Genomic DNA, 24,778 nt, shown 5'->3' with positions numbered 1-24,778 from the left:
CGGTTTCACCGCCTCACCGTCCGGATTTCAGCGTTTCCCATTTCTGCTTTTTGTTTTCTCCAGACGCGCCCCGAGCTTAGCACACGCCGCCCGCTTGCGCTGCATTCGTGGCGGTGTTCATTTCCCGGTCGCGCCCCCGCTTTCGCTTCGGCACTCCCCATGCCGCTTCCCAACCCCACCGCCACGTCCGCGTCGTCCGCCTCTTCGCGCGTGAAGAAGATCATCGTCGCCGTGCACGGCATCGGCGATCAGGTGCGCAACGAGACCATCCTCTCCACCGCCGTCCGGTTCTGCGACCACTATGGCTACGAGGGACTCGTCTCGCTCGGCGCGTTCACCGAGTTTCCGCCCGAGCCGGGTAAGGCGCCGCCGCCGGAACCCGCCCTGTTCATCGATGATCCGCCACCGTTTCAGCCCTGTCCCGGCCTGACCGGCACGATCGGGTTCGTCGAGGTCCACTGGGCGGATCTCGCGCGCAAGGTCTCGACCGACGGCTACATGCTGCAGGAAACCAAGGCCTGGGCGCGCACCCTCGTGCAGCGAATGCGCGTCTACGCCACGCACCGCAACCCCGCCAACGCCAACATCGACTACCGCCGCATCGGCGAGGTCCTCGAGGAAATCATCGACACCGTGCGCGTGATCGAGGCGCTACTGTTTCTCAGCAACAAGGCCGGACTCGGCGAATTCAAGTTGCGCGAAATGCTCGACGCGTTCGTGGGCGACGTGCAGCTCGTCACGGAATTCGCCCCGATCCGCGCCGGCATCCTGCAGCGGTTCACCGACGCGATGGCGGCGATCCACGCGAAATATCCTGACGCCCAGATCCACATCGTCGCGCATAGCGAAGGCACCGTAGTCGCATTCCTCGGACTGCTCGAAGCCGACCTCGACATCAATGTCCACCCGTGGATTTCCCAGGTGCGCGGGTTCATGACGCTCGGCTCGCCGATCGACAAGCACCTGATCCTGTGGCCGCGGCTGTTCGAGCGCTACAAGGGACCGTCCGGTCTCGCCGGCACCACGATCCGCTGGGTCAACTACGTCGACTACGCCGATCCCGTCGGGTTCGATCTCGACACCGCCCGCGACTGGCTCCGGCAGCGCGGCTACCTCGGCCCGCCGCGCTATCAGCAGCTCTTCGCGTTCGACGAAAAGGAAGACTTCTCGTTCCGTCGCTATCCGGTGCCCGGCAAGGCGCACGTCGACTACTGGACGGATCCCGCCGTGTTCGGCGACTTCATCGGCCGCGTGGTCGACGCGCCGCCCGCTTCGGCGCCGGCCGCTACAGTTCCGAATATCAGCGCCGGCCCGCCGTCGCGCTGGTGGGTGCCGTTCGTCACCTACGGATTCGGCTACCTGCTGCCGCTGCTCGTGCTCCACCTCGGCGCCTACGTGCTCTGCAAGGCGGTCTACGACTACCTCGATCCGAAGGACGAGCTCGGCCATCCGAACTTCGTGCTCACTGTGCTCGCGCTGAGCTGGCTGATCGCTGGCACGACGGTATGGCTCCGGCTGGTCCGACTTACGCGCAAATGGCGGTTCTTCTTCCTCGGGCTCGCGCTCTACGTCGTATTCGCGGCGGCATTTTTCGCGGCCGTCCAGTTCATGGATCCTACGCCCGATCCGGCCGTGGCCGTCACCGAGCTCGGGTGGTTCGAGGTCTGCACGCGCGTGTTCGAGCTGCCGCTCGGGTTCGGCGCGCTGGCCGGCAGTCTCGCCGTCGTCCTTCTCGTGCTGCTGGTGAATGCGCCGTGGTGGCGCCGCTGGTGGCACGCCTTCGCCTCATGAGCACCGCCTCTTCGCTGCCGCCTCGTGATGAATCCGCCGCGCCCGCCAGCCGGCCCGGACGCCGGCCGCGTCCGCGCTCGGGGCGCGGACAAAAGCCGATGATCTGGCTCGTCGGCGTGGTGTTCGTCACGTTCGCGATCCTCAACGAAGTCTGGCGGACGCAGCCGACCGGTCCGCTCTGGCGCGTGTTCGTGGCGATCGCGGCGTTTCTCTATCTCTGGTGGCTGAGCTCGCTGCTATTCGACCTGGTGTTCGTGTGGCACCGCTACATCCAGGGCGACGCCGCGCACAAGTCCCTCCGCGAAACCGTCGCGCGTGAAAGCTTCCGGCCGCGCGACGACTCGTCCGAGGGTCCGCCCGATCCCACGCCCGCACACCTCCCACCGCTCGGCCCGGCCGGCGGCAGCTCTGAACGCGTGCTCAGCCACACGCTCTGAGCGGTTGCTTCTTGGGAGCGCAGGCGTCTCGCCCGCACGGTGGGAGTGGGAGCGCTGCCGCCCTCGGCCGCTTCAGTGAACCAGTGACACGGTGAAGCGGTTTATCTTTCCGCGGCACCTTGGGAAGTCGTGTTTCACCGCGTCACCGCGCCGCCGTTCACCGTTTCACCGCTTCACGGCCGCACAGCTTCATCGTCGACCGTCCACAGTCTCCCGTTTCACCGGTTCCTCGCCACAGCGACTATTTCGCCTCCGGAGGGCGCTGATAGGGCTCGAGGGCATCGAGCAGCTCGGACAACAGCGCACGCAACGCGGCGATGTCTCCGTCGGGCAGCAACGCGACGCGTCGCGTGGGCAGATTGTGCATCGGCACGAGTTGGTTGGCCTCGAGGAGATTCGCCGCCGTTTCGGCCAGCTTCCGTCCCTCGGACGAGGGAGCATTCGTGTCGCTCAACCACGTCCTTCCCTCGGCTACGGTGCGGGTCACCGATCCCTCGCGGTCGGGAAACTCCGCGACCGCCTCCGCGCCGCGGTTGCGGTAAAGTCCGAGCAAGGCGGCCGCGATCGACGGATCGCGCACCGTTCCGTCCGGGTAAAAAATCCCATGCACGTTGCCCCAGTTCTTCGTGACCATCAGTTCCCACACGTAGAAGCCCATGCCCGCGCGGGCGTGTTCCTCGATCGCGACGTCATAGGGATTGGCGCGCGCCGTGCAGCCGATTTCCGTGTTGATCACCGGCTTCTTCATGCCGGCGGCGAAGGCCTGCGCCGCGGCGATGTTGCCGCGAATCTCCGCCCGCGTCGGGCTGTAATCGTGATAGGACAGCACATCCACCACGTCGCCGTTTTCCTCCATCGATTTCTCGTAGGCGAAGCCGATCGTGATCGGCGTGCGCGGCCGGCGCGTGTCGAGTTCGCGAAAGATCTGGGCCAGCACGCGCGCATACGCCGTGACCTCGGCGCGCGTGGCGCTGGTCGGCGGATAATCCGGCTCGTTGAAAACATCCCAGAATGCCAGTGCGGGCTCATCGCCGAGCGTATCGATCAATTCCTGTGCCCAGGCACGCGAGAGCGGGTACGGCGCCGCTTCCTTGATCATCTCGGATTTGTAGGAGACCACGGGCATCAAGCCGATGCCGCGAGCCTGACAGGCGCGGGCCAGATCGCGGAGATTTCGGCGGAAGGCCTCCTTGTTCTCGAGATACACCGAATAACTGAGAAAGACCCGCACGTGATTGAGTCCGACCTCGCGCGCATAGTCCAAATCGCGTTGCGCTTCCTGCAGATCGAATTTGCGCCAGTGCTCGCGATGGTGACCTCCCGCGGAGCAGTAGTTGGCGCCGCGGATAGTGGAATAATCCTGCAGGCGAACATCAGCGCCGGGCACCGGTGCCGCGCGCGAAACAAGGCTGCCCAGGGCGAGGCAGCTCACAACCATCAGCGACTGGGTAACATTCATGGAATGATTCGGGGTCTGGCCGAGCACGATCGGACGCTTCGGCTGCTTGGCCTGACGCATCACCGGCGGAAACGGTCACATTCCCCACGCACGACGTCGCGTCTTCCTTCGCCCTTTTCACCGCGCCCTGGGAGCGCGGGCGTCTCGCCCGCACGCCTTGCCTGGGAGCGCGGCCGCCCTCGGCCGCTTCACCGTATCACCGTCTCACCGCTCACTGCTTCACCGGCTGCATTTCACCTTTCCCATTTCTGCTTTCTGCTTTTCCACCGTCTCACCGCATCACCGTCTCACCGTCCACGGCCAACTGTCCACCGTCTCACCAGCTCGCTCTCAGCTCTAGGCACTCAGCTCTGAGCTCTCAGCCTACCGCTTAGCGCTTATCGCCGTGCGCCGGCAGCGCGAACTTGATCGGCACCACCATCTGGGTGTTCACCGCACGGCCGTCCTTCATGCCGGGCGTGAACTTCCACTGCTTCACCGCTTCGATCGCGGGCTCCTCGAACTCGGGCCGCGTGCTGAAAAACGCCCGCACCTGGGTGGTGTCGCCCTTCGCGGTGACGACCAGCGCAACCTGCACGTCGCCCTCGATCTTTTCGGCCAGCATTTTCGCGGGATAGAGCGGCTGGACTTGCGAGACCACCTGCGGCCACTGGCCCGGCGCCTCGTCGGCGGCTTTCGGGAACGGCTCCGGCTTGTCGCCGGCGAGCGCCGGCAGCGTCGCCGTACCCAGCGCGACCCCGCAAATCAGGGAGGTAAGAATCGAGCGTGCTTTCATAAGGAAGAGGACGTTTCTGTTCCGTCCACCTCCCAGCACCCGCTGTCCACGGAATCGCACAAAAGCGACAAGCTTTAGGCTGTAGGCGGTAAGCCACAGGGGCGCAGACCTGCTGCGCCCATTTGGGAGCGCGGGCATCTTGCCCGCCTCAGAACATCGTCACGCAGAACTTCACCCACTCCAAAATCCTTCTGTGTGCTCCGTGTTTTCCGTGGGCCACCTTTCTCGTTTCCGCTTTTTCCCCGTCCGCCCCCACCGCTTCACCGCTTCACCGCTTCGCTGCGTCACCGCATCACCGTCCACTGTCTCACCGTCTCACCGTCTCACCGTCCACCGTCTCACCGTCGACTGTCCACCGTCCACCGTCTCACCGCTTCGCGCCCACGAACGTCACGATCGCCTCCAGCAACTGGTCATCGGACTCACCGAACTCGCTCACGGTCGTACCGTGATGGCGGTTGGGCAGCACGAGGGTGCGCACGTCCTTCTGCCCGGCCGCCTTCAACGCCGACACCAGCAGCAGGTTTTCCTCAGCTCTCATCTCCATGTCGTGCTCGGCCCAGACCACGAGCAATGGCGGCAGCCCGCTTTTCACGTGGTGCAGCGGCGCAGCTTCGTCGGCGATGATCGTCGCTTTCGGCAGGCCGCGTTCTTCGCGAATCGTGTAGTGGGTCAGGGTTTGTCCAGCGACCGGGATCAATCCCGCCAGCGCGCCGGGCTGCAGCTCGTATTTTTCCAAATACGCCGGGTTCAACCCGACCATGAGCACCAGATACGCGCCCGCAGAGTGGCCGCCGAGAAACACGCGCTCGCGACGGCCGCCGTGTTCCGCGATGTGCCGCACCGTCCAGGCCACGGCCGCAGCCGAGTCGTCGATGTAGGCGGGATAGGGCGCCTTGGCGCTGAGCCGATAGTTTGGCACCACCACGGCCACGCCACGCTCGGCCAGGAGCCGCGCGATGTTGCTTGCGTCCTCCTTCTTTCCGGCGGTCAGCCCTCCGCCATGCAGCCAGATCAGCGTTGGGAAATCCTGGCGCGCCGCCGGCAGATAGACGTCGAGCTTGCACCGACTGGCCTCGTACTCCGTCAGGTCCGGTCCGGTCTTATAGGCCGCATCGCTGAGGACCGAGATCCCCGCCTGATCGCCAAACGCGTTGGTCGAAACCAACGCGTGCACCGCACCGATCACCGCAACCGCCATCCACCGCCGCATGCATCCGCGAAGAGACGAGAGAATCATGAGCCCACATTAGTGCTTCGCCCTCCGACGGCGACCGAGAACACCGTCCTACGTCATCGCACCGCTTCACCGTCCACCGCCGTCCGGCTATCGTCGATCGTCCCCCGTCCACCGTTCACCGTTCACCGTTCACCGCCTCACTGCTTCACCGTTTCACTGCATCACCGCCTCACCGTCCACCGTCTGCCTCGGTTCGCCCTCGGATCGACTTCTGTTCAAACCAGCACTGGGCCTTCTGGAAAAAAGGTCCAAGCGCGATCCGCTCTGTTGCACAGCACGCCTGCGCTCTGCTCGGAGCTCCGCACGTCGGCGGTAGGATTGCAACGGGCGGACGCACGCGACAGCCTGAGCCGACCTATGAAGCAGCCGTTCAAGCTGTTCCTCGCGGCGATTCTCCTCGTCATTGCCGGGCTCGCCTACTGGAAGTTCGCGTTTCCGACGCACCGGATCGTCACCCGCTCCGAGCTGATCATGCTCGGCGATCTCGACGGCGATCACCGCTGGTCGAAGGCCGATCTGGCAATTCTCGATCAGTTCATCGCCGCGCCGGCACAAGTTTCCGATGCGGTGGCGTGGAAGCTCGATCTCAACCAGAACCGGCTCATCGATTCGGAAGACGTCCGACTGCTTCGCGCGCTCGTCGCCGCCGGCGGTGCTCCGTACGTCGCCGAGGAATCGGCGCACGCGCGCCACGAGATGTTTCCGCGACCCCGAGAATTCTACCGCTACGTCACGAGTGCGGAATACCGGCCGCGGCCGCTCTGGGCGCTGCCCTACGCCGGCGCCGCGGACTCCGTGCTCCGCTGGCTCGCGTCGCTGCCGCGGCCAGCGCGGTTATTGACTTACGAGGACGAACTCGACGCGGCCATCTACTCCGAGGCGGTCCGCTTTGATCAGGGCTGGCGCCGGCGCGAGCAGGACCTGCTGTCGCTCGAGCGCGACTACGCTGCCCGCAAACTCGCGCGCGTCGCCGCGCTGCAGGCCGCCGGCGAGAAATTCGAGCTGCTGCTGGCGTTGATCGAGCTCGTCGAGGATGCGGAGACGCTGACCACCCGTGACCAGTCGGAGTTTGTCCTGCATCTGCTGATCTTCCGCGACCATTTGCGCGAGGTGCTGCGCTCGCCCGCTTACGCCGATTTTCAGGCAGGCCGGATCGATTGGCGGCCGGTGCTGCAGCTCGTCGCGCTCCACCTGCAGCAGGATCTCGGGCTGGAGTACGATTTCGAAAAACTCGGACCGCCGCGAAATCTGACGAGCGTCGAAAACTATCTCCAACGCGCCGAGTGGCAGTATTACAAGAGCAGTGCGCGCGAGGAGGACTTCCGCGCCCTCATCGCCTTCGCCCAGCACGAGCCGCGGTATCTGCGGACCGTGTCACGCACTAGCCGGCGGCTGCAGGACCGCGAGGTCGAGAACCATAATCTGCCAATGGTGCTGCTGTTTCGCGAAGCCCTGCGCCTCACCCACGGCGACAAGAAAAAGGCGGCGGGGCTGCTCGACGAGGCGATCCGGATTCCGTTCGGATGGATCAAGTCGATTCCAGCCGCGAAGCTGCCCGGCTCCCTCGCCTATGAAAATTTCCTGCTGCCGGGCAACAAAGAGGATGGCGCGGACAAGAGCCGGCACTGGAATGTCTTTGGCGCGATCTGCCTCTACAAGTCACCTCGTGAAGCACTCGATCTTGCGCTCAAGCGGGAGATGCAGGATTTCCGCGACGGCCACTACGCCGAGCCGGAGCTCCGTGAGTTCCTGCGCGACATGATCGGCAATCTCAACGGCATGTTTCACGTGCTGACGATCGATCCGGCGCTGGTTACCGCAACTCCGGCCGAATGATCGCAGGCGCGTCGCGCCGCCCCACGGTCTCAGTTTTCCGTGGGCCACGACCGAGTTCCTCGCCATGCTCCGGAAGGTGATCTGATCGATTCTGACCGGCTCCACCGCCTATGCTCTCGATTGTCCACGCTCCTTCTCTGTCCTGCGTCGTCAGGCTGTCTGTCGCATTGATCGCCCTGGCGACGGCCGGCACCGTCTGGTCCAAATCGCTCCCGGCTTCGACCATTGAGGGCCGCACGATCACCTGCCCAAGCCTTGGGTATAGGGGGATCCAGTTCGAATCCCCCGCGGGCTACCTGCCATTCAAACCGCTGCCAAAGGAAACCCGCACATGGGATTTCGCCCAGTGGGCGTGGAGTATGTCCGTCGACTACACCAAGACTCGCGGCTCGATGAACCTGGAGTATTTCTCCTTCAGCCATTGGGACGGGGGAATCACGGTGTCGCTCGAACAACAGGTCGACATCCTGCCGTCGCTTAAAGAGCGGTCTGAATACGAGCAACACGTCCGCTGGCTGGCGCAAACATTGAAATTTCCTGCAGGCAATGTGGTCCTGCGCGAAACCCGTAGAGTGGGCCGGCACTACGTCGCCTGCGCGGCTCGGGAGTTTCCCGAATACGATCGCTGCAACGTGGTCTACTTACTGGCCATTCCGCCCAAGGGAATGTTCGTAGTGAACGCGGTGACGACGATTGCGCGTCGCGAGCAGATCGTCGCTGATGTCGAAACGATGCTCGCCTCGGTCGCCGAGCGGCCGAAGAAGCGATAAGCTGGCGACCGCCGCACTGCCTCACCGCCTCACCGCCTCACCGTCCACCGTCCACCGTTTCACCGCCCACCGCCCACTGCTTCACGGTCTCACCGCGTACCGTCTCACCGTTCACCGTCCACCGTTTCACTGCGTCACCGTCGACCGTCCACCGTCTACCGGACCCGCAACTTCACCATCGCTCGTTCGTCGAACTGCCCGATGCGTCTCCCCTCCCTGTTCCGCTTCGCTTTCATCCTTCTGCTCGCCGCGTCCACCAGCGCCTTCGCCGCCGATCTCAACGGCCGCTGGAGCCTGCACTTCGGCGGACCCGACGGCCCGGAGATCATCTACACCTTCAAGGTCGATGGCACCAAGTTCACCGGCTCCTCCGACTCGCCGTTCGGCGTCGGAGAAATCCGCGACGGCCGCGTCGACGGCGCAACGTTTTCCTTCTCGCTCGTCGCGACCGACGGCAACCTGATCGCGCACCGCGGCCGGATCGTGTCCGACAACGAGCTCGCGCTTGAGGTCATCGGCTTCGGCGACGGCACGCCCGCCAAGGTTGTCCGCGCTCCCGATGTCCCGGCTGGACCGCAGCCGCCGCCCGCGCCCACGCCGGTGACCCGCACGCATTCGTGGTGGCAGGACCGCCCCGTCGGCCAGAAGCCGTTCACCACCGAGGCGAAGAAGCTCCCGCTGATTTCCGTTCAGGGAAACAAGTTCGTGGATTCGCAGGGTCGCACCATGCTGTTCCGCGGACTCGCGATTTCCGATCCCGACAAGCTCGACATCCAGGGCCACTGGAACCGCGAGCATTTCGTGAAGGTGAAGGAAATGGGCACGATGGTGGTGCGGATTCCGGTGCACCCGGCCGCGTGGCGGCAGCGCACGCCGGTCGAATACCTCAAAATGCTCGACCAGGCGGTCTACTGGTGCACCGAGCTCGAGATGTACGTGATGATCGACTGGCACAGCATCGGCAACCTCGCGACCGGCGTATTCCAGGATCCGATGTACGACACCACGCTGGAGGAAACGAACAACTTCTGGCGGATCATGGCGCGGCACTACGTCGGCCACCAGACGGTCGCGTTCTTCGAGCTCTTCAACGAGCCCACGACCTATCGCGACCAGCTCGGGCCGGTCTCGTGGAGCGAGTGGAAGCGGATCATGGAAACGCAGATCACGATGATCCGCGCCGCGAACCCGCACGTGATCCCAGTGGTGGCGGGATTTGATTGGGCCTACGACCTGACGCCGCTCCGGCAGGAGCCGATCAACGCCGAGCGGATCGCCTATGCGGTGCATCCGTACGCGAACAAGCGCCCGCAGCCATGGGTGCCGCGCTGGGACTCGGATTTCGGATTTGCGGCGAGCAAGTATCCGGTGATCGCGACGGAGTTTGGAGGTTTCCCGAAAGCGGCGGCGCCGGGCGAGACGCCGACGCCCGCGCAGCGCAACGCGAACTACGGGCCGGAGATCATCAAGTATCTCGAAGGCCGGGGCATCAGCTGGATCGTGTGGTGTTTCGATCCGCAATGGGGGTCCGACGCTGATCAAGAACTGGAATTACGAGCTGAACGACTCCGGCGAGTTCGCCAAAGCCGCCATGCACGGCGAAGTGAAGTAGCGCCGTCTGTTGGCCGTCGACCGTTCACCGTCCCTTGGGAGCGCGGGCGTCCCGCCCGCTCGTCCGTAGCGGATCACGTGCGCGTTCGCACGCCTGCGTCCCCCGTCCACCGCTCACCGGCCACCGTTCGAGGTTCACTGCTTCACCGCCCACCGCTTCACGGCCTCACCATCCGTCCACCATTCCCCGCCCACCGTTTTCCGTCCGTCCTCCGACCAAACTCTTGCACCAGCGCCCATTCGCAGCGTACAATAGTTCGTCCGCTTCCGCCGCGCCTAGGCCCCCGATGAATCCCTCGTCGACTCCGGCAGCACGCGTCACCATCTAGGATCCCGACTAATCCGTTCCGCTTCCTGCCGCGCTTCCGATGCCCTCCGAGATGAATTACGAACAGAACCTCGATACGCCGCCTTCTGGCGTCTGCGAACAGGACATCGAGGACCAGTTCATCGCGAAGCTGTGTGACCTGAAGTACACCTATCGCTCGGACATTCGCGATCGGGCCTCCCTCGAACGCAACTTTCGCCAGAAATTCGAGACGCTCAATCGCGTCCGCCTCACTGATGCCGAGTTCCAGCGCCTGCTCGACGACCTCGTTTCCGCCGACGTCTTCAAAAACGCGGTCCGACTGCGCGAAAAGAACGACTTCGAGCGCGACGATGGCACGCCGCTTTCTTACACCTTGGTGAACATCCGCGACTGGTGCAAAAACGACTTCGAGGTCGTCCACCAGCTCCGCATCAACACCGACTACAGTCATCACCGCTACGACGTCCTCCTGCTCATCAACGGTGTCCCGGTCGTTCAGGTGGAGCTGAAGACCCTTGGCGTCAGCCCGCGCCGGGCCATGCAGCAGATCGCCGACTACAAGGCCGACGCGGGCAATGGCTACACCCGCACCCTCCTCTGCTTCGTCCAGCTCTTCATCGTCAGCAACCGCGACTCGACCTTCTACTTCGCCAACAACAACGCCCGCCATTTCGCTTTCGATGCCGAGGAGCAGTTCCTCCCCGTCTACAAATGGGCCAATCGCGAAAACAAGCCCATCGTTGGTCTCGCTGAGTTTGCGGATGCCTTCCTGCCCAAGTGCGACCTCGGCCGCATGATCAGCCGCTACATGGTGCTCATTCAGAGCGAGCAAAAGCTCCTCATGATGCGCCCGTATCAGATCTACGCCGTCCAAAGCATCGTCGACTGCATCGACCAGAACAACGGCAACGGCTACATCTGGCACACCACCGGCAGCGGCAAGACGCTCACCTCCTTCAAGGCTTCCACGCTCCTCCGCGACAATCCCGCCATCGACAAGTGCCTCTTCGTCGTCGACCGCAAGGACCTCGACCGCCAGACGCGCGAGGAGTTCAATCGCTTCCAGGAAGGCTGCGTCGAGGCCAACACCAATACCGCCACGCTCGTCGACCGCCTCCTCTCCGAGGACAAGGCTGACAAGGTCATCGTCACCACCATCCAGAAGCTCGGCCTCGCCCTCGACGAATCCAGCAAGCGCAACCGACAGCGCGAAAAGCGTGGCCTCGAAACCTATCGCGAGCGACTCGAGCCGCTGCGTGACAAACGCGTCGTCCTCATCTTCGACGAGTGCCACCGCTCCCAGTTCGGCGACAACCACGACGCGATCAAAGCCTTCTTCCCTCGCGCCCAACTCTTCGGTTTCACCGGCACACCCATTTTCGACGACAACGCCACTCGGATCAAAATCGACGGCAATCAGGCCTCCTACCGGACGACCGTCGAAACCTTCCAGCGCGAGCTGCACAGCTACACCATCACCCACGCCATCGAGGACAGGAACGTCCTCAAATTCCACGTCGATTACTACAAGCTGAAGGGCGAGGAAACTCCGAAGCCCGGCCGCGTCCTCGAGAAGCAGGCCGTCGTCCGCGCCATCCTCGACAATCACGACGCCGTCACCCACGCCCGCCGCTTCAATGCCCTCCTCGCCACCGCCTCGATCGACGACGCGATCGAATACCACGGGCTGTTCCAAAACCTCCAGGACGAGAGAGTTAAAACCGATCCCGACTTTGTTCCGCTCAAGATCGCTGCTGTCTTCTCCCCGCCGGTTCCGCCGAGCGAGAACGACAAAAACGCCAAGGACATCGCGCAACTGCAGGAAGACCTACCCACGGAGCAGGAGAACAACCGGCACAATCCCGAAGAAAAACGGGCCGCCCTCGTCACCATCATCGACGCCTACAACGCCCGCTACCGCGCCGCCCACACCGTGTCCGAGTTCGACCTTTACTATCAGGACGTCCAGCAGCGCATCAAGGACCAGCGCTTCCCCAATGCCGACCTTCCCCGCCGTGGGGCCGAGAAGATCGATGTCACCATCGTGGTCGACATGCTTCTCACGGGCTTCGACTCGAAATACCTTAATACCCTCTACGTCGACAAGACGCTGAAGCACCACGGCCTCATCCAGGCCTTCTCCCGGACCAACCGCATCATCAACGCTACCAAGCCCCACGGCCACGTCCTCGACTTCCGCCAGCAGGAGTCCGCCGTGAACGAGGCCATCTTCCTGTTCTCCGGATTGAAGACGAAGGAGGCTGCTCGCGAAATCTGGCTCGTCGAATCCGCGCCCGAGGTTGTCAAGAGCTTCACCGCTGCCGTCGGCAAGCTTACCGACTTCATGCGCTCCCAAGAGTTGCAGCCCGTCGCAGCGGATGTCCCGAAGCTCTCCGGCGACGAGGCGCGCGCCACCTTCATCGAGCGCTTCCGCGACGTCCAGCGGCTCAAGACCCAGCTCGATCAATACACGGATCTCTCGCCCGAACTGCGCACCGATGTCGAACGCATCCTCCCCAAGGACGATCTCACCGCCTTCCGCGGCGCCTACCTCGAAACCGCCCGGGACCTCAAGGCCCGGCAGGGCCGCGAGGACGACACCGTCAGTCCGATCGTCGAGGCGCTAGACTTCGAGTTCGTCCTCTTCGCCTCGGCCGACATCGATTACGATTACATCATGGGACTCTGCGCCCGCTTCACGCAGCAGCAGCCCAAGGAACCCCTGAAGCTCAACCGCGAGCAGCTCATCGGCATCATCGCCGCCGATGCCAAGTTCGTCGACGAGCGCGAGATCATCACCGACTTCGTCCACACCCTGGAGCCCGGCCAGCGACTCGATGAAAAGGAAGTCGCCGTCGCCTACCGCCGCTTCCGGGAAAACTTCCACGCTGCCGCGCTGGCGAAGGTCGCGGATAAACACCGCCTGCCCACCGAACGCCTCCAAGCCTTCGTCGACACCATTCTCCAACGCCTCGTCTTCGACGGTGAGCAACTCACCGAACTCCTCGCCCCGCTCGGGCTCAATTGGAAGGCCCGCCGTGTCGCCGAGCTCGCCTTGATGGAAGACCTCGTGCCCCTGCTCAAACAGCGCGCCGCCGGCCGCGACATCTCCGGCCTCAACGCCTACGAAACATGACGCGACCGACCGCCACGCCGCGCGATCCCAAGCCTGCCCTCACGCCGAAGCTGCGTTTTCCAGAATTTCGGGACGGTCCTGCGTGGGAAACCCAAACGCTCGGCTCACTGGTTACGATCAGCACTGAGAGAGTCGGCGACAACAAGTGCGTGCCGATGAGCATCACCTCGGGCGTGGGCTTGGTAAGCCAGATGGAAAAATTCGGGCGAGTCATCGCTGGCGACTCCTACAAGAATTACCTTCTGCTGAAGAAGAACGATTTCGCCTACAACAAGAGCGCGACCAAGGAATACCCCGAAGGTTTTATCGCCCGATATTCCGGAGAAGCGTTAGCGGCTGTGCCCAACAGCATTTTCACCTGCTTCCGCATCAATGGTGACTCGCCGATTCCCGAGTATCTGAACTACCTTTTCCTCGGAAATCTGCACGGACAGTGGCTGAGGAAGTTCATCGAGGTTGGAGCAAGAGCGCACGGTTCTCTCAGCATCGACGAGGACGATTTGCTCGCGCTGCCTGTGCCGCTTCCGGCCGGAAGATCATCGCGCGCCGAACAACAAAAAATCGCCGGGTGCCTTGGCACGCTGGACGAGCTAATCGGAGCCGAAAGCCAGAACCTCGACGCGCTCAAGGCCCACAAAAAAGGGCTCATGCGGCAGCTCTTCCCCCGCGAAGGCGAAACCCTCCCCCGTCTCCGCTTCGCCGAGTTCCACTCCGCCCCGAAGTGGGAGATGGTGCCGCTAGGGGCTATAGCCGAAATCAAGCTGGGAAAGATGCTCGACTGTCAAAAGCACACGACCGGACTCCTTCTTCCGTATCTCAACAACATAGCTATTCGATGGAACGCAGTAGATACATCAAATCTTCCGGAGATGTATTTCGACGATCACGAACTTGATCGTTTCGGACTGAAGGCTGGCGACGTCGTCGTCTGCGAAGGTGGTGAACCGGGTCGTGCTGCCGTTTGGGATGGGCGTCTGCCCGATCTGAAGTTTCAAAAAGCAGTTCATCGCGTTCGCTTCAACGTGCCGTTCGAGCCCCACTTGCTCGTTCAGTATCTTGAGGCGATAGCTGGCACTCCTCAGTTCGAAAAGCTCTTCACGGGCGGAGGCATCAAGCACCTAACGAGGGAGACGTTTGCGAAGCTCGAAGTGCCCTTGATTTCGGAGAGCGAACAACACCGCATCGCCACCTGCCTGTCCTCGCTCGACGATCTGATCGCCGCCCAAAGCGACCGGCTCGTCGCCCTGCAGACCCACAAGCAAGGCCTCCTACAGCAGCTCTTCCCACCTTCCTCGAAGACCTCAGAATGACTCACGAAGACATCGCAAAAAAGGTCAGGGATGCGAAAGAAAAGATCGTCCTGATCTACGCTTTCAACGCCACCGGCAAGACTAGGCTATCTCTAGCCTACAAAGACGCCACGAAAGCTAAGGACGGCAGGCATGCTGGGGTCTACTACAACGCATTCAGCGAAGACCTTTTCGTTTGGGACAACGACGGCGTCCTGTTGGATATCCGCGAAAGCAGCCTCAACCGGTTTCACGGCTCACTTTCTGAGGACGACATTCGCGAAAAACTGAACCGCTATCGTCCAAGCTACCGGTTTGAGTTCATCCCATATCCCGACCCTGAAGACGGCATTAAGTCCGTGCTCTTCTTCTACGAGAAGGCAGCAGAGAACGACCCTAGCAACATCTCGAAGGTGCCGATCAAGATCTCCCGGGGTGAAGAGCGAGTCTTTGTCTGGTGCTTCTTTTTGGCGCTCTTCGAGGTCGAGGGATGGGCCGACAAACAATCATCGCATTTCTTCATCGATGACCCGGTTTCGAGTTTGGATGACCACAACATTTTCATCACAGCCTCGACCCTATTCGACTTAATCGAAGAGCATTCCGAGAAGCGGAAGTTCATCATCACGACTCACCACATTGGGCTGTTCTCGATTCTGGCAGATTGGCTAACCAAAGGCGATAAGGCCGGCTCCTTCAAGAAGCGGACCAAGCTCTATACGCTGAACAAAGTAGACGGTGAGCCCTTGCTCGAAAACTGCGAGAACTCCGTCTTTCTCTATCATTTGCGCCTGCTTCAACAACTCGATCATGCGCATGCGAACAATGCGGTGAAATCATTTCACTTCGCTCTGCTTCGCCAAGTCCTAGAGAACGTAGCATCATTTTTGGGCGTCAGTCAGTTCGGCTACGTGTTGGAGCAGGTTGGAATCACGGATCCTGAAGAGGCAGCCAACATCATCAACACGCTTTCCCACAAGAAGGTCTATTACTTCGAGAGCGACGAACTCACGCCGGACAGTAAGGCGCTTTTCGAAAACGTCTTCACCAGGATCAAGGCGAAATACAACTTTGTGCTCCACACACCGGCTACGACGGCCCCCGCTCCTGCCGCTGCAGAGGCTCCATCGAGTGCTCCGATGGCTGCACTCGTCAAATCCGCTTCATGACCCACCAAGACCAACAACGCCTCGGCAAGACCCTGTGGGCCATCGCCGACCAATTGCGCGGCGCGATGAACGCGGACGACTTCCGCGACTACATGCTGGCGTTCCTCTTCCTGCGCTACCTCTCCGACAATTACGACGTCGCCGCGAAGAAGGAGCTGGGCTCCGACTATCCCAAGTTCGCCGCCGACGATCCTCGTGTGCCGCTTGCGATCTGGTATGCCAACAATCCGGGCGACGTCGTCGACTTCGAGAAGCAGATGCGCCGCAAGGTCCACTACGTCATCAAGCCGGATCACCTCTGGGCCAACATCGCCAACCTCGCCCGCAGCGAGAGTGACGAGTTGCTCGAGACTCTCAAAGCCGGTTTCGACTACATCGAAAACGAGTCCTTTCAGAGCACGTTCCAAGGCCTGTTCTCGGAGATCAATCTTTACTCGGAAAAGCTCGGACGGAGCCAGTCGGAGAAAAACAAGAAGCTCTGCGGCATCATCAAGAAGATCGCTGACGGGCTGAAGGAGTTCTCCACCGACACCGACACGCTGGGCGACGCCTACGAATACCTCATCGGCCAGTTCGCCGCCGGCTCCGGCAAAAAGGCGGGCGAGTTCTACACCCCGCAGCAGATTTCCACGATCCTCTCGCGCATCGTTACCCTTGATAGCCAGGAACCCAAGACAGGCAAGGTGCCGCACCTCGGCAGCGTATTCGATTTCGCCTGTGGTTCGGGTTCGCTGCTACTCAACGTCCGCAAGCAAATGGGTGCGCATGGCATCGGCAGAATCTTCGGCCAGGAGAAGAACATCACGACCTACAATCTCGCGCGCATGAACATGCTGCTGCATGGGGTGAAGGATACCGAGTTCGAGATCTACCACGGCGACACGCTCACCAACGATTGGGACTTCCTCCGCGAGACGAACCCGGCCAAGATGCCGAAATTCGACGCCGTGGTCGCCAACCCGCCCTTCAGCCTCCGCTGGGAACCGAAGGATGAGTTGGGTGAGGACGTCCGTTTTAAGAACCACGGCATCGCACCCAAATCCGCCGCCGACTTCGCCTTCCTCCTCCACGGCTTCCATTATCTAAAGGATCAGGGCGTGATGGCCATCATTCTGCCGCACGGCGTGCTCTTCCGCGGCGGCGCCGAGGAGCGTATCCGCACGAAGCTGCTCAAGGATGGCCACATCGACACCGTCATCGGGCTGCCGGCGAATCTCTTCTACTCCACCGGCATCCCCGTCTGCATCCTCGTCCTCAAGAAATGCAAGAAGCCCGACGACGTTCTCTTCATCAACGCCGCCGAACACTTCGACAAAGGCAAACGCCAGAACGTCCTCACCGAGGAACACCTCGAAAAAATCGTCGCCACCTACCAGCTACGAAAAGAGGAGGCCCGCTACTCCAAGCGCGTCGCAATGGATCGCATCGAGGCCGAAGGCTACAATCTCAATATCTCCCGCTACATCAGCACCGCTGAGCAAGAGGAGGAGATCGATCTGACCGCGACGCACACCAACTTGGTGGAAATCGAGAAGCGGATTCAGACCGCCGCCCAGAAGCACAACGCGTTTCTGAAGGAACTCGGTCTGATCCCGTTGCCGTTTGGTGAATCGGTCGGGAGTAGAGGTGGAAATGCGTGACCCCAAACGAGGCTTTCCTGCCAACTTCAGCCGGAGCAATGATGCCCATCGTACAAGCGGGACAAGCGAACGATCAGACTGACCGGCGAGGCGGAGAAGCTGATCGGCCGGAATCGGGGCTTCCGGTACACCGGCGCGCTGCGCTCGATCGAGCGCAAGTAATCGTGGCCTTCATCCCTTCGCGAGATTGGGCTGGGCTGTCCGAGTGGGTGAGATTGTCTGCGACGCAGCGGCTCGACCGATGGAGCGTCGGAAGCCGCACCATGGCTGTCCGACAATTTGACCATTCGAGTCTTCAGCCTCTGGTCGCCTTGCTCCTAAGGGAAGGATCCGCCTCGGTCGGTTACCTTGCCGCCGCTTGCCGCGGCCGCCATCAACCTGCCGCAGATCTTTCCCAGCTCATCCTCCATGAGGCTGTGGCGCTGCCGCTTCGTTCAGCCGTTAGGAGGATCTCGCGGTTGCGAGAAAGCGTCTGCGAGGTGCATCCCGAGCTCCGGCGGTTTTTTCCGGACGCGATACTATCCGACGGTGGCCTTCTGCCTCCCACGACCTCACAAGAAGTGATCGGTGAACTTCGGCAGCACCACGCCGACATCATCGACCTCTTAGCGAGCAAATTTCCCGCCGATATGGATTCGCTCGCCGCGGCCAACGCTCACCGTCGTTTTGTCTTCCAACAACAGCGCGATGCGGCCCTCCTGGCCCTCCGAATCGCCGGTATCGAAGACACAGCGGCTCTGGTGCTGACGGAGCCAGCCAACCTGGAACGCAGCTTTCTCGATCAGCTGCCGCAAACGCACCTAAGCGAGGAGCAGATTCTCCGGAGAGATGCCGAGCAGTTTCCGGGCTTGCGTGCCATTCCCGGTGTGAAGGTTGACCAACGCACCTTTGTGAGCGGAAACCGGCGACTGGACCTTGTCTTCGCGCATCGAGAACGACTCGAGCCCCTCACGGGCGCGGATTTCATCTATTTCAACGTAACCTTTGGCTCTTTCGTTCTCGTCCAATACAAGCTGATGAACGAAGACGCCGGCCGTGAATTCTACCGCATCGATGATCACATGCGTCGGCAGATGAAAGCGATGCGTGGACTCGTGCCTCTGCCCAATCCGGCGCCTGACTCAGAGCATGACCGCGAGTATCGCTTCAGCCACGAGGCGTGTTTCTGGAAGTTTGTCTCCCGATATGCGGATCTCGAGGCTGATGAATCCCTCATTCCTGGCTACTATCTGCCGTTGTCATTGCTCACGAAATGCGTGCAGCAAGGTTCTCGGGGCGGCGAACTGATCGAGCCCGAAAAGCTCCCGCGCACGCTGTCCAACACCACCTTTGCTCTCTTGGTCCGAGACGCGTGGGCAGGCAGTGCTGGAGCCCAGAGCGATGCGCTCCAGCGACTGATCGAAGCTACACTCTCCGACAATCGCGGCGTCACTCTAGCCGTCCACGCAACGCGTAACGAACCGAGTGAACCGCGGCAGCATGTCACGACGGCTCACGAGAGCGGCCAATACGTCGAAGCCTCTCCCGATCTGCTCCGAGAATTTGAAGACGATCTCACATCGTGAATACCTACATTCTCACGTGGAATCCCAGATTCCAAGGGGCGGATGGTGATAAATGGATTACGGAGGTCGTCGCGCAGCTACGCCGAGGGAAGAAACGCCGAGGCCGGTGGAGTACGGGGATTTCTCATCGTCAGAGGGTCGATGACCGCGTCTTTTTGCTGCGGCAAGGACCACGCTCTCCCGGGATTGTCGGATCAGGCTACGTGAAAGTTGCTCCATTCCGGGACGTACATTGGGAACTCTCCAAACGTAGGCTGGGGCTTAAGAGCTACTATGTGAGGGTTCAGTGGGATGCAATGGTACTTCCCGAGTTTGGCCTCTCCCGCAGGCGCCTATTCCGGGGGGTTCTTCGCTCGTCGATCGTCAATGCCCAGGCGAGCGGCTGTCGTCTTACGGAGAAAGAGGCTTCGAAGTTGGAGTCGGTATGGCAGGAGCATCTCAACCTCGCTTCGAAAAACGTGGGGCGCTCTGTCGTTCGTGCTCTGCCGACGGAGGATACCTTCGATGACTTGGACCCCAGCGGCATTGGTTCAGACGGCGCTGCCAAGCAGAAGCACATCGTGTCGGGCGTGAAACGTAATCCGAAAGTGCGTCGCTGGGTTCTGAAGCGGAGCAGGGGCGTGTGCGAGCGGCTCGGTTGTCACATAACGCGCAGTTTTGCAGGTTTCCTGGACGTCCATCACATCCTTGGAGCGGCCAAAGGCGATCGAGTCTGGAACTGTGTAGCTTTGTGCCCAAACTGCCACCGAGAGACACACTGCGCGCCTAATCGAAAGAAGATCAACAAGGAGCTACTGCGCTTCGCAAAGCAGTTCAGAGGCACCTCGAAGAACTGAGTATCTTCCTCTGCCATCCTCTCCAGCATGGCTATCCACACTGAAGAATTTAGTATGTGCTTCGCTACCACCCTAGCGGTAACCGGCCCTCTTCTTGCAGCGGCGGGCGCTGCATTGCTAGCTTACGACGTGTTTCGGAATCCGTCCCGAGCCGTCATAGCATCCTTCTTCGCGAATCAAATGAAGAGGGAGGACGAGATCTACCAAAGCATCATCGACCGATACCGCTCACTGCCTGCAGACCTCGACCAAAACACCGTCAAGTCGTGGATCGAATCGGTGAACAAGCAGATGGAACGTGTTCGGCAACGCAACCAGCAACGTCAGCAATCTCGGGATTTGAACGAACTGCTGTTCAGCCGCCGGCTGGGTGTTGTTGGTTTTGTGTTAGTTGCTACAGGAAGCATGATGCAGAGCTTCGCCGCAATGCTTTAGCGCCGAATGGCCGCTACAGCATCACCATCCCAACGCCTACGCTGACGAAGCTCTTCGCAGAACTCGGCGGCCGAGAGGTCAGACCGCCGTTTGTTCATTCTACATGCGCCGAACTGAGCGGGCGGAGGGAGTCGCGCGCGAAGCGGGCGTTGCTGGCGATCAGTGCCGGCTCATCCGTGCAAGAGGGCGGCAAGGCATGGAATGCAGCGGGGCGTTTGCCCAATCTTGGGCGGGTCAGTGCGGCAGGCGGTATCACTTCCCAACTGGCGCTCGTTCCATAGCGCTTCAGCTCCGGCAGGCTGATGATCGTTAGCATGCCGACTTCGGCGAACCGCAGATCTTCCCGCGTCGGTTCGTCGGCGCTGCTGAACACCGCGCCCTGATCATTGACGTAGATGTATCGCGGCCGAGCCACGGCGGGCAGCGTGGCAGTTGGCAACGTGGGCTCAAGCATAAACTATGTTAGCATAGTCGCGCTTAACGTAGCGAGAAGGTAGGATCGTCGGCCTCGTGGCCTCGAAGAAAGACCCCCGCACTCCGGCTCAGATCAAGCTCGCGAAGCAGCTCGGCGCGGCGATCGCCGAAGCACGGAAAAAGGCAGGACTCAGCCAGGACGAACTCGCCTACCGCTGCGGACTGCATCGCGCCTACATGGGCTTCGTCGAACAAGGCCGCTACAGCATCACCGTCGCCACCCTCGTCCAGGTTTGCTCCGAACTGGATGCCAAGCCGTCCGAAATACTCGACGAGATTGGCCACTAGCCCAGCTGACGTGTGGATGCCTTTTACACCACGAAAGACCACAGAGGCCCAAAGGCCTAAACCGCCCCAACTCGTGAGGACGGGTTATCACCTTACAGGCTGGCATGCCGGTCCGGCCGGTGAGCGAGGCGGGACCTATGGTCTCCGCTTCGGGGTACTACGTGATGTCCTGATCGAAGGTCGACCAGCTCAGATCGAGCTCCAACTCGAGGGCACTATGCCCATCCTCGTGGCAATCACACGTGGTTTTTGGAATCGGTGTCCTGAGGTGCGCGACCCACGGATTCGCGAATGGTTGCACAGCCAGGGAATCCATTATCCATGGCCACACCGCTGCCCTCCGAAATTCCACGTCGAACATGTGGACCGAAACAGATTCCGTGTCGCTCGCCTACGGTCCGGATGCGCATCCGTTTAGAATAAAACCACCATGAGCAAAAATGCCTGGATGATCCGCGCGGGCGAAGGCGGATACTTGATCGAGGAGTTCGCCAAAGGCTTGGTCACCGTCGGCTGGCATGAGGTCGGCGAAATCAAAGACACGTCGCAGCGCGACCTCTGGCTCCGGCTCGCGACCGTCTACCCCGGATCGAAACCAGCGACGAACCAGAATGCCGCGTCGGTTCTGTGGCGATTTGCTCGGGTCGTTAAAGTTGGCGACGCCGTCGTGACCTACGATCCGACCAAACGGGAGTACCTACTCGGCGTGGTAACGAGCGACTACGGCTACGAGCCGAAACGATCTAAAGAGCATCCTCACACACGCGAGGTGACATGGGAAGCCCGGGTCTCGCGTGACGCGTTGAGCGTGGCGACCCGCAATTCGCTCGGAAGCACGCTGGCGTTGTTTGCAGTCCCGGACGCGGCATTCACTGAGCTGCAGGCGGCATCGGAGTCAAAGAAGACGGCCGAACCCACCAGCGGAATCGAAGACCGCAAGGAGCAACTGGTTCAATCCAACCGCGACGCCGAAGAGCAATCGCGTGAACTCATCGAAGACCGGATCCTCGCGCTCGATCCTTTCGAGATGCAGGAGCTGATTGCGGCGGTGCTGCGGGCGATGGGCTATCGCACGCGCGTTTCGCCACCGGGCTCAGATCGGGGCATCGACGTGCTGGCGTCGCCGGATGGGCTCGGGCTCCAAGAACCACGAATCAAAGTCGAGGTGAAGCACCGGCCGGGCACCGCGATGGGCTCACAGGAAGTTCGCAGTTTCATCGGCAGCCTGCGCTCAGGGGATCGCGGGCTCTACGTCAGTACCGGCGCGTTCTCGAAAGAAGCGAAATACGAGGCCGAACGCGCTACGATTCCCGTCACGCTCATTGACCTGCGTGATCTCGCGCAGCTCGTCACAGATAACTACGAGAATTTCGACACCAAGGGTCGCGCACTCCTCCCGCTCGTCAGAATCTATCGCCCTGCCGCAGAATAGCCGCTGATTGCCAGACTGATGAACTCGGTGGTCTTGATGATTCTCGCGGCAGCGGTACTCGTCTCCCTTGTCTTCGTGGTGGTATTGATCCAAGCGAAACTGCGGTCGCTACAGCCGACAGGAGCCGGCGCGCTGTACGAGCTCAGACCGGCACTCTTGACTCCTGCTGAGCGATCGTTTGCTGGCGCGCTCGATGCCTCGCTGCCGGAGGGCGTAATCTGGTTCGCGAAAGTCCGTTTGGCCGACATATTCAAACCGATCCGGGGAGTGTCCCGATCAGCCGCAGCGATCGCGCAGAATCGGATCCAGCAGAAGCATGTGGACTTCCTACTCGTGCGGAGCGCGGACATGAAACCATTGGCGGGCATCGAACTCGATGACAGCTCGCATCAGGAACATCGACGGCAGGATCGAGACGCCTTTGTGGATCGGCTGTTCCAAGCGAGCGGTCTGCCGCTGTTGCGCATCCCGGCGGCAGCAACCTACAGCCCAGCTGAACTGAAGACGCGGCTCCTCATTATAATCTCAGCCGAGCCGAACTAACCGGCACACACAAATGTCGGCCGAGGGTTCCTGAACATGAATCAACTCACCGGTCGGATCGTCGCGTGGGATCGCCAAAAACGCTACGGATTTGTCGAGGCGGACGGCCGACGCGTGTTCCTACACATCCGCGATTTTGCCGAGGTGCACAAGCAACCCGAGCTCGGCGACGAAATCGTCTTCACCCTCGGCACCGACGCAAAGGGCCGATCCTGCGCGACGCAGGCCGTCCACCGCCACGATGGCGGCCGGCTCCGACCGATTCATTTCACGATCCTCGCGCTCTTGCTCGTAGCGCCTGCGCTCGCCGGTTGGCGGCTGGTTGGTGCGGCCCGGTTCGGTTACGTGGCTGGGGTCGCCGCGTTCGCCTCGGCGGTGATGTACTTCCTCTACGCCGACGACAAGCAGCGGGCCCGAGCTCGCGCGTGGCGGGCGCCGGAATACATCCTCCACCTGTTCGAGTTCGCCGGCGGTTGGCCCGGCGCCTTCCTCGCGCAGCAGCGGCTCCGACACAAGTGCTCGAAATTCCGCTACCAGTTCGTGTTCTGGCTGATCGTCGCCGTGCATCAGTACGTCGCAGTCGACTATCTGCTCGACTGGCGAATTGCCCATCACGTGGTCGAATCCGTGCACGCCCTGAGCCGATAGCTGCGGAACGCGCTTACGCGGTGGACGGACGTCGATGGCATCGCGTCGAACAGCGCATGCGGATGGCTGGCCCCTGCACCTCCACAGCAGCGACAACCCGCGACGGCTCTCGGGGTCCGACCCGTTCGCCAGGGTGGCTGGCACCTTCAATATCGCCACCAGCCGGGCGTGGAACGATCGCTTCGATGCACCAAGCGCGTCATCGCACCGTCACCGCTTCGGCAGATCGCCAAGCAGGTTGGACTCGCAGCCGACGAGTTCGTCGGGTGATGCCATCCTCCCGGTTGCTGCTGGCCGTCGCGATGCGCGACGGATCAAGCCGAAACTTGCGGCCGCCGGACTCGACGGTGCGCATCGACCCAGTAGGCCCAGAGCACGAGCAGCCATTGCGCTTGGCCCACCCAGCCCACGGCCGCGACGCTCGGTGGCGGCGCGCCGAAGATGTTGGCCAAATGGATCACGAGGAGGAATCCCATCAACGCCCAGAAGCCAAGGCGCCCGATGCGGTCTGCCGCGTCCGTCGTACGGCAATACAGCCACAGTCCGACGACGAAGATGAGCCCTTCGATGAGCAGGGTGGCGGGCAGCGAAGCCCAGAGGCCAAATCCCACGCGGGCGTCCGCCCCAGGCGCGAGCGGCAGATCGGGATGGTGCACGATCAGATCAAGCAGCCAGTGACTGAGCACCGCGGCGGCGCACACGAGCGCGCCGGCCAGAGATCGACGCAGCAGATAGAACCCCGCTCCGAACAGCACCGCCCAACCGAAGACGAACGCGAGACTGTGCGAGTACGGGTAATGCGTGAAGCGCAGCGGTGGACCACTGGCACTCGGATCGATGGCGACGTGTTCGACGCCGAGCAGCAGCAGCGAAGGCCAGAGCAGATCGATGAATTGTGCCGCCAGAAACAGCGTCCCGAGCGACACCGCCGGCGCGCTGCGCTTCAACCCAAGTCCTACCCCGAAATGTCCGAGGAACATGGGTGCGACGCTGTGCGGATACCCGCGGTATGTCCATCGCCTGCCGGCGCGAGCCGGCGGGTCGCGCACCTGCATCAAACGCGTCGGCAAAAGGCGCAGCTGAAAACCAGGGGC

The 24,778-nt window shown here is 61.8% G+C and carries 20 protein-coding genes; 15 read left to right on the top strand and 5 right to left on the bottom strand.

What is annotated here, in order from left to right; translation table 11 throughout:
- The first annotated feature begins 159 nt into the window (after positions 1-159).
- Complete coding sequence (locus OTER_RS05600; RefSeq protein WP_012373922.1) at positions 160-1,791, top strand: hypothetical protein; 1,632 nt, start codon at positions 160-162, stop codon at positions 1,789-1,791.
- The gene (locus tag OTER_RS05595; RefSeq protein WP_148218021.1) at positions 1,788-2,228 is read left to right on the top strand and encodes a hypothetical protein; all 441 of its coding nucleotides are present in this window, start codon (positions 1,788-1,790) and stop codon (positions 2,226-2,228) included. The genes OTER_RS05600 and OTER_RS05595 overlap by 4 nt, the downstream gene beginning before the upstream one ends.
- Before the next feature lie 241 nt (positions 2,229-2,469).
- Here the strand turns inward: OTER_RS05595 and OTER_RS05590 are convergent, their stop codons facing one another.
- From OTER_RS05590 to OTER_RS05580, 3 genes are all read right to left on the bottom strand, one after another.
- Positions 2,470-3,747, bottom strand: a complete 1,278-nt coding sequence (locus OTER_RS05590; protein WP_012373920.1) for a glycoside hydrolase 5 family protein — start codon at positions 3,745-3,747, stop codon at positions 2,470-2,472.
- A gap of 310 nt (positions 3,748-4,057) precedes the next feature.
- Entirely contained in the window at positions 4,058-4,462 is a 405-nt protein-coding gene (locus tag OTER_RS05585) for an energy transducer TonB (protein ID WP_012373919.1), read from the bottom strand.
- 367 nt (positions 4,463-4,829) lie between these two features.
- Positions 4,830-5,702 carry an alpha/beta hydrolase gene (locus OTER_RS05580; RefSeq protein ID WP_148218020.1) on the bottom strand — a complete coding sequence of 291 codons (873 nt, stop codon included), beginning with the start codon at positions 5,700-5,702 and terminating at the stop codon, positions 4,830-4,832.
- A 357-nt stretch (positions 5,703-6,059) separates the two neighbouring features.
- Here OTER_RS05580 and OTER_RS05575 point away from each other — a divergent pair, with 357 nt between their 5' ends.
- The 9 genes from OTER_RS05575 (at position 6,060) to OTER_RS05530 (ending at position 20,299) form a co-directional block, all read left to right on the top strand.
- Positions 6,060-7,538, top strand: a complete 1,479-nt coding sequence (locus tag OTER_RS05575; protein WP_012373917.1) for a hypothetical protein — start codon at positions 6,060-6,062, stop codon at positions 7,536-7,538.
- 110 nt (positions 7,539-7,648) lie between these two features.
- The gene (locus OTER_RS05570) at positions 7,649-8,308 is read left to right on the top strand and encodes a hypothetical protein (RefSeq protein ID WP_012373916.1); all 660 of its coding nucleotides are present in this window, start codon (positions 7,649-7,651) and stop codon (positions 8,306-8,308) included.
- Positions 8,309-8,509: 201 nt separating this feature from the next.
- A complete protein-coding gene (locus tag OTER_RS23755; protein WP_012373915.1) occupies positions 8,510-10,210 on the top strand; it encodes a cellulase family glycosylhydrolase in 1,701 nt (566 codons plus the stop codon).
- A gap of 77 nt (positions 10,211-10,287) precedes the next feature.
- Positions 10,288-13,365 carry a type I restriction endonuclease subunit R gene (locus OTER_RS05560; RefSeq protein WP_012373914.1) on the top strand — a complete coding sequence of 1,026 codons (3,078 nt, stop codon included), beginning with the start codon at positions 10,288-10,290 and terminating at the stop codon, positions 13,363-13,365.
- The gene (locus tag OTER_RS05555; protein ID WP_012373913.1) at positions 13,362-14,675 is read left to right on the top strand and encodes a restriction endonuclease subunit S; all 1,314 of its coding nucleotides are present in this window, start codon (positions 13,362-13,364) and stop codon (positions 14,673-14,675) included. Before OTER_RS05560 ends, OTER_RS05555 begins: the two co-directional genes overlap by 4 nt.
- On the top strand, positions 14,672-15,823 hold the full coding sequence (locus tag OTER_RS05550) for an AAA family ATPase (RefSeq protein WP_012373912.1): 1,152 nt from the start codon (positions 14,672-14,674) through the stop codon (positions 15,821-15,823). The genes OTER_RS05555 and OTER_RS05550 overlap by 4 nt, the downstream gene beginning before the upstream one ends.
- Positions 15,820-17,463, top strand: a complete 1,644-nt coding sequence (locus OTER_RS05545; RefSeq protein WP_012373911.1) for a type I restriction-modification system subunit M — start codon at positions 15,820-15,822, stop codon at positions 17,461-17,463. Before OTER_RS05550 ends, OTER_RS05545 begins: the two co-directional genes overlap by 4 nt.
- Positions 17,464-17,726: 263 nt before the next feature.
- On the top strand, positions 17,727-19,028 hold the full coding sequence (locus OTER_RS05540) for a hypothetical protein (protein WP_148218019.1): 1,302 nt from the start codon (positions 17,727-17,729) through the stop codon (positions 19,026-19,028).
- An 863-nt stretch (positions 19,029-19,891) separates the two neighbouring features.
- Positions 19,892-20,299, top strand: a complete 408-nt coding sequence (locus OTER_RS05530; RefSeq protein WP_044891597.1) for a hypothetical protein — start codon at positions 19,892-19,894, stop codon at positions 20,297-20,299.
- A gap of 94 nt (positions 20,300-20,393) precedes the next feature.
- On the opposite strand, the gene OTER_RS05525 is transcribed toward OTER_RS05530, so the two are convergent.
- Entirely contained in the window at positions 20,394-20,753 is a 360-nt protein-coding gene (locus OTER_RS05525; protein ID WP_012373907.1) for a hypothetical protein, read from the bottom strand.
- 56 nt (positions 20,754-20,809) lie between these two features.
- On the opposite strand from OTER_RS05525, the gene OTER_RS05520 reads away from it, so the two are divergent.
- The 4 genes from OTER_RS05520 to OTER_RS05500 all read left to right on the top strand — a co-directional run bounded on the left by OTER_RS05520 (position 20,810) and on the right by OTER_RS05500 (position 23,684).
- Positions 20,810-21,061 carry a helix-turn-helix domain-containing protein gene (locus OTER_RS05520; RefSeq protein WP_012373906.1) on the top strand — a complete coding sequence of 84 codons (252 nt, stop codon included), beginning with the start codon at positions 20,810-20,812 and terminating at the stop codon, positions 21,059-21,061.
- A 430-nt stretch (positions 21,062-21,491) separates the two neighbouring features.
- Entirely contained in the window at positions 21,492-22,493 is a 1,002-nt protein-coding gene (locus OTER_RS05510) for a restriction endonuclease (protein ID WP_012373904.1), read from the top strand.
- 18 nt (positions 22,494-22,511) lie between these two features.
- On the top strand, positions 22,512-23,036 hold the full coding sequence (locus OTER_RS05505) for a DUF2726 domain-containing protein (protein ID WP_012373903.1): 525 nt from the start codon (positions 22,512-22,514) through the stop codon (positions 23,034-23,036).
- Positions 23,037-23,072: 36 nt separating this feature from the next.
- On the top strand, positions 23,073-23,684 hold the full coding sequence (locus tag OTER_RS05500) for a DUF1294 domain-containing protein (RefSeq protein WP_012373902.1): 612 nt from the start codon (positions 23,073-23,075) through the stop codon (positions 23,682-23,684).
- A 314-nt stretch (positions 23,685-23,998) separates the two neighbouring features.
- On the opposite strand, the gene OTER_RS05495 is transcribed toward OTER_RS05500, so the two are convergent.
- A complete protein-coding gene (locus OTER_RS05495) occupies positions 23,999-24,664 on the bottom strand; it encodes a hypothetical protein (protein ID WP_012373901.1) in 666 nt (221 codons plus the stop codon).
- Positions 24,665-24,778: the final 114 nt, after the last annotated feature.

This window comes from Opitutus terrae PB90-1, assembly GCF_000019965.1.
Lineage (GTDB): Bacteria > Verrucomicrobiota > Verrucomicrobiia > Opitutales > Opitutaceae > Opitutus > Opitutus terrae.
The sequence above is the reverse complement of the archived record's forward strand: the minus strand, read 5'-3'. Positions and strand labels throughout refer to the sequence as shown.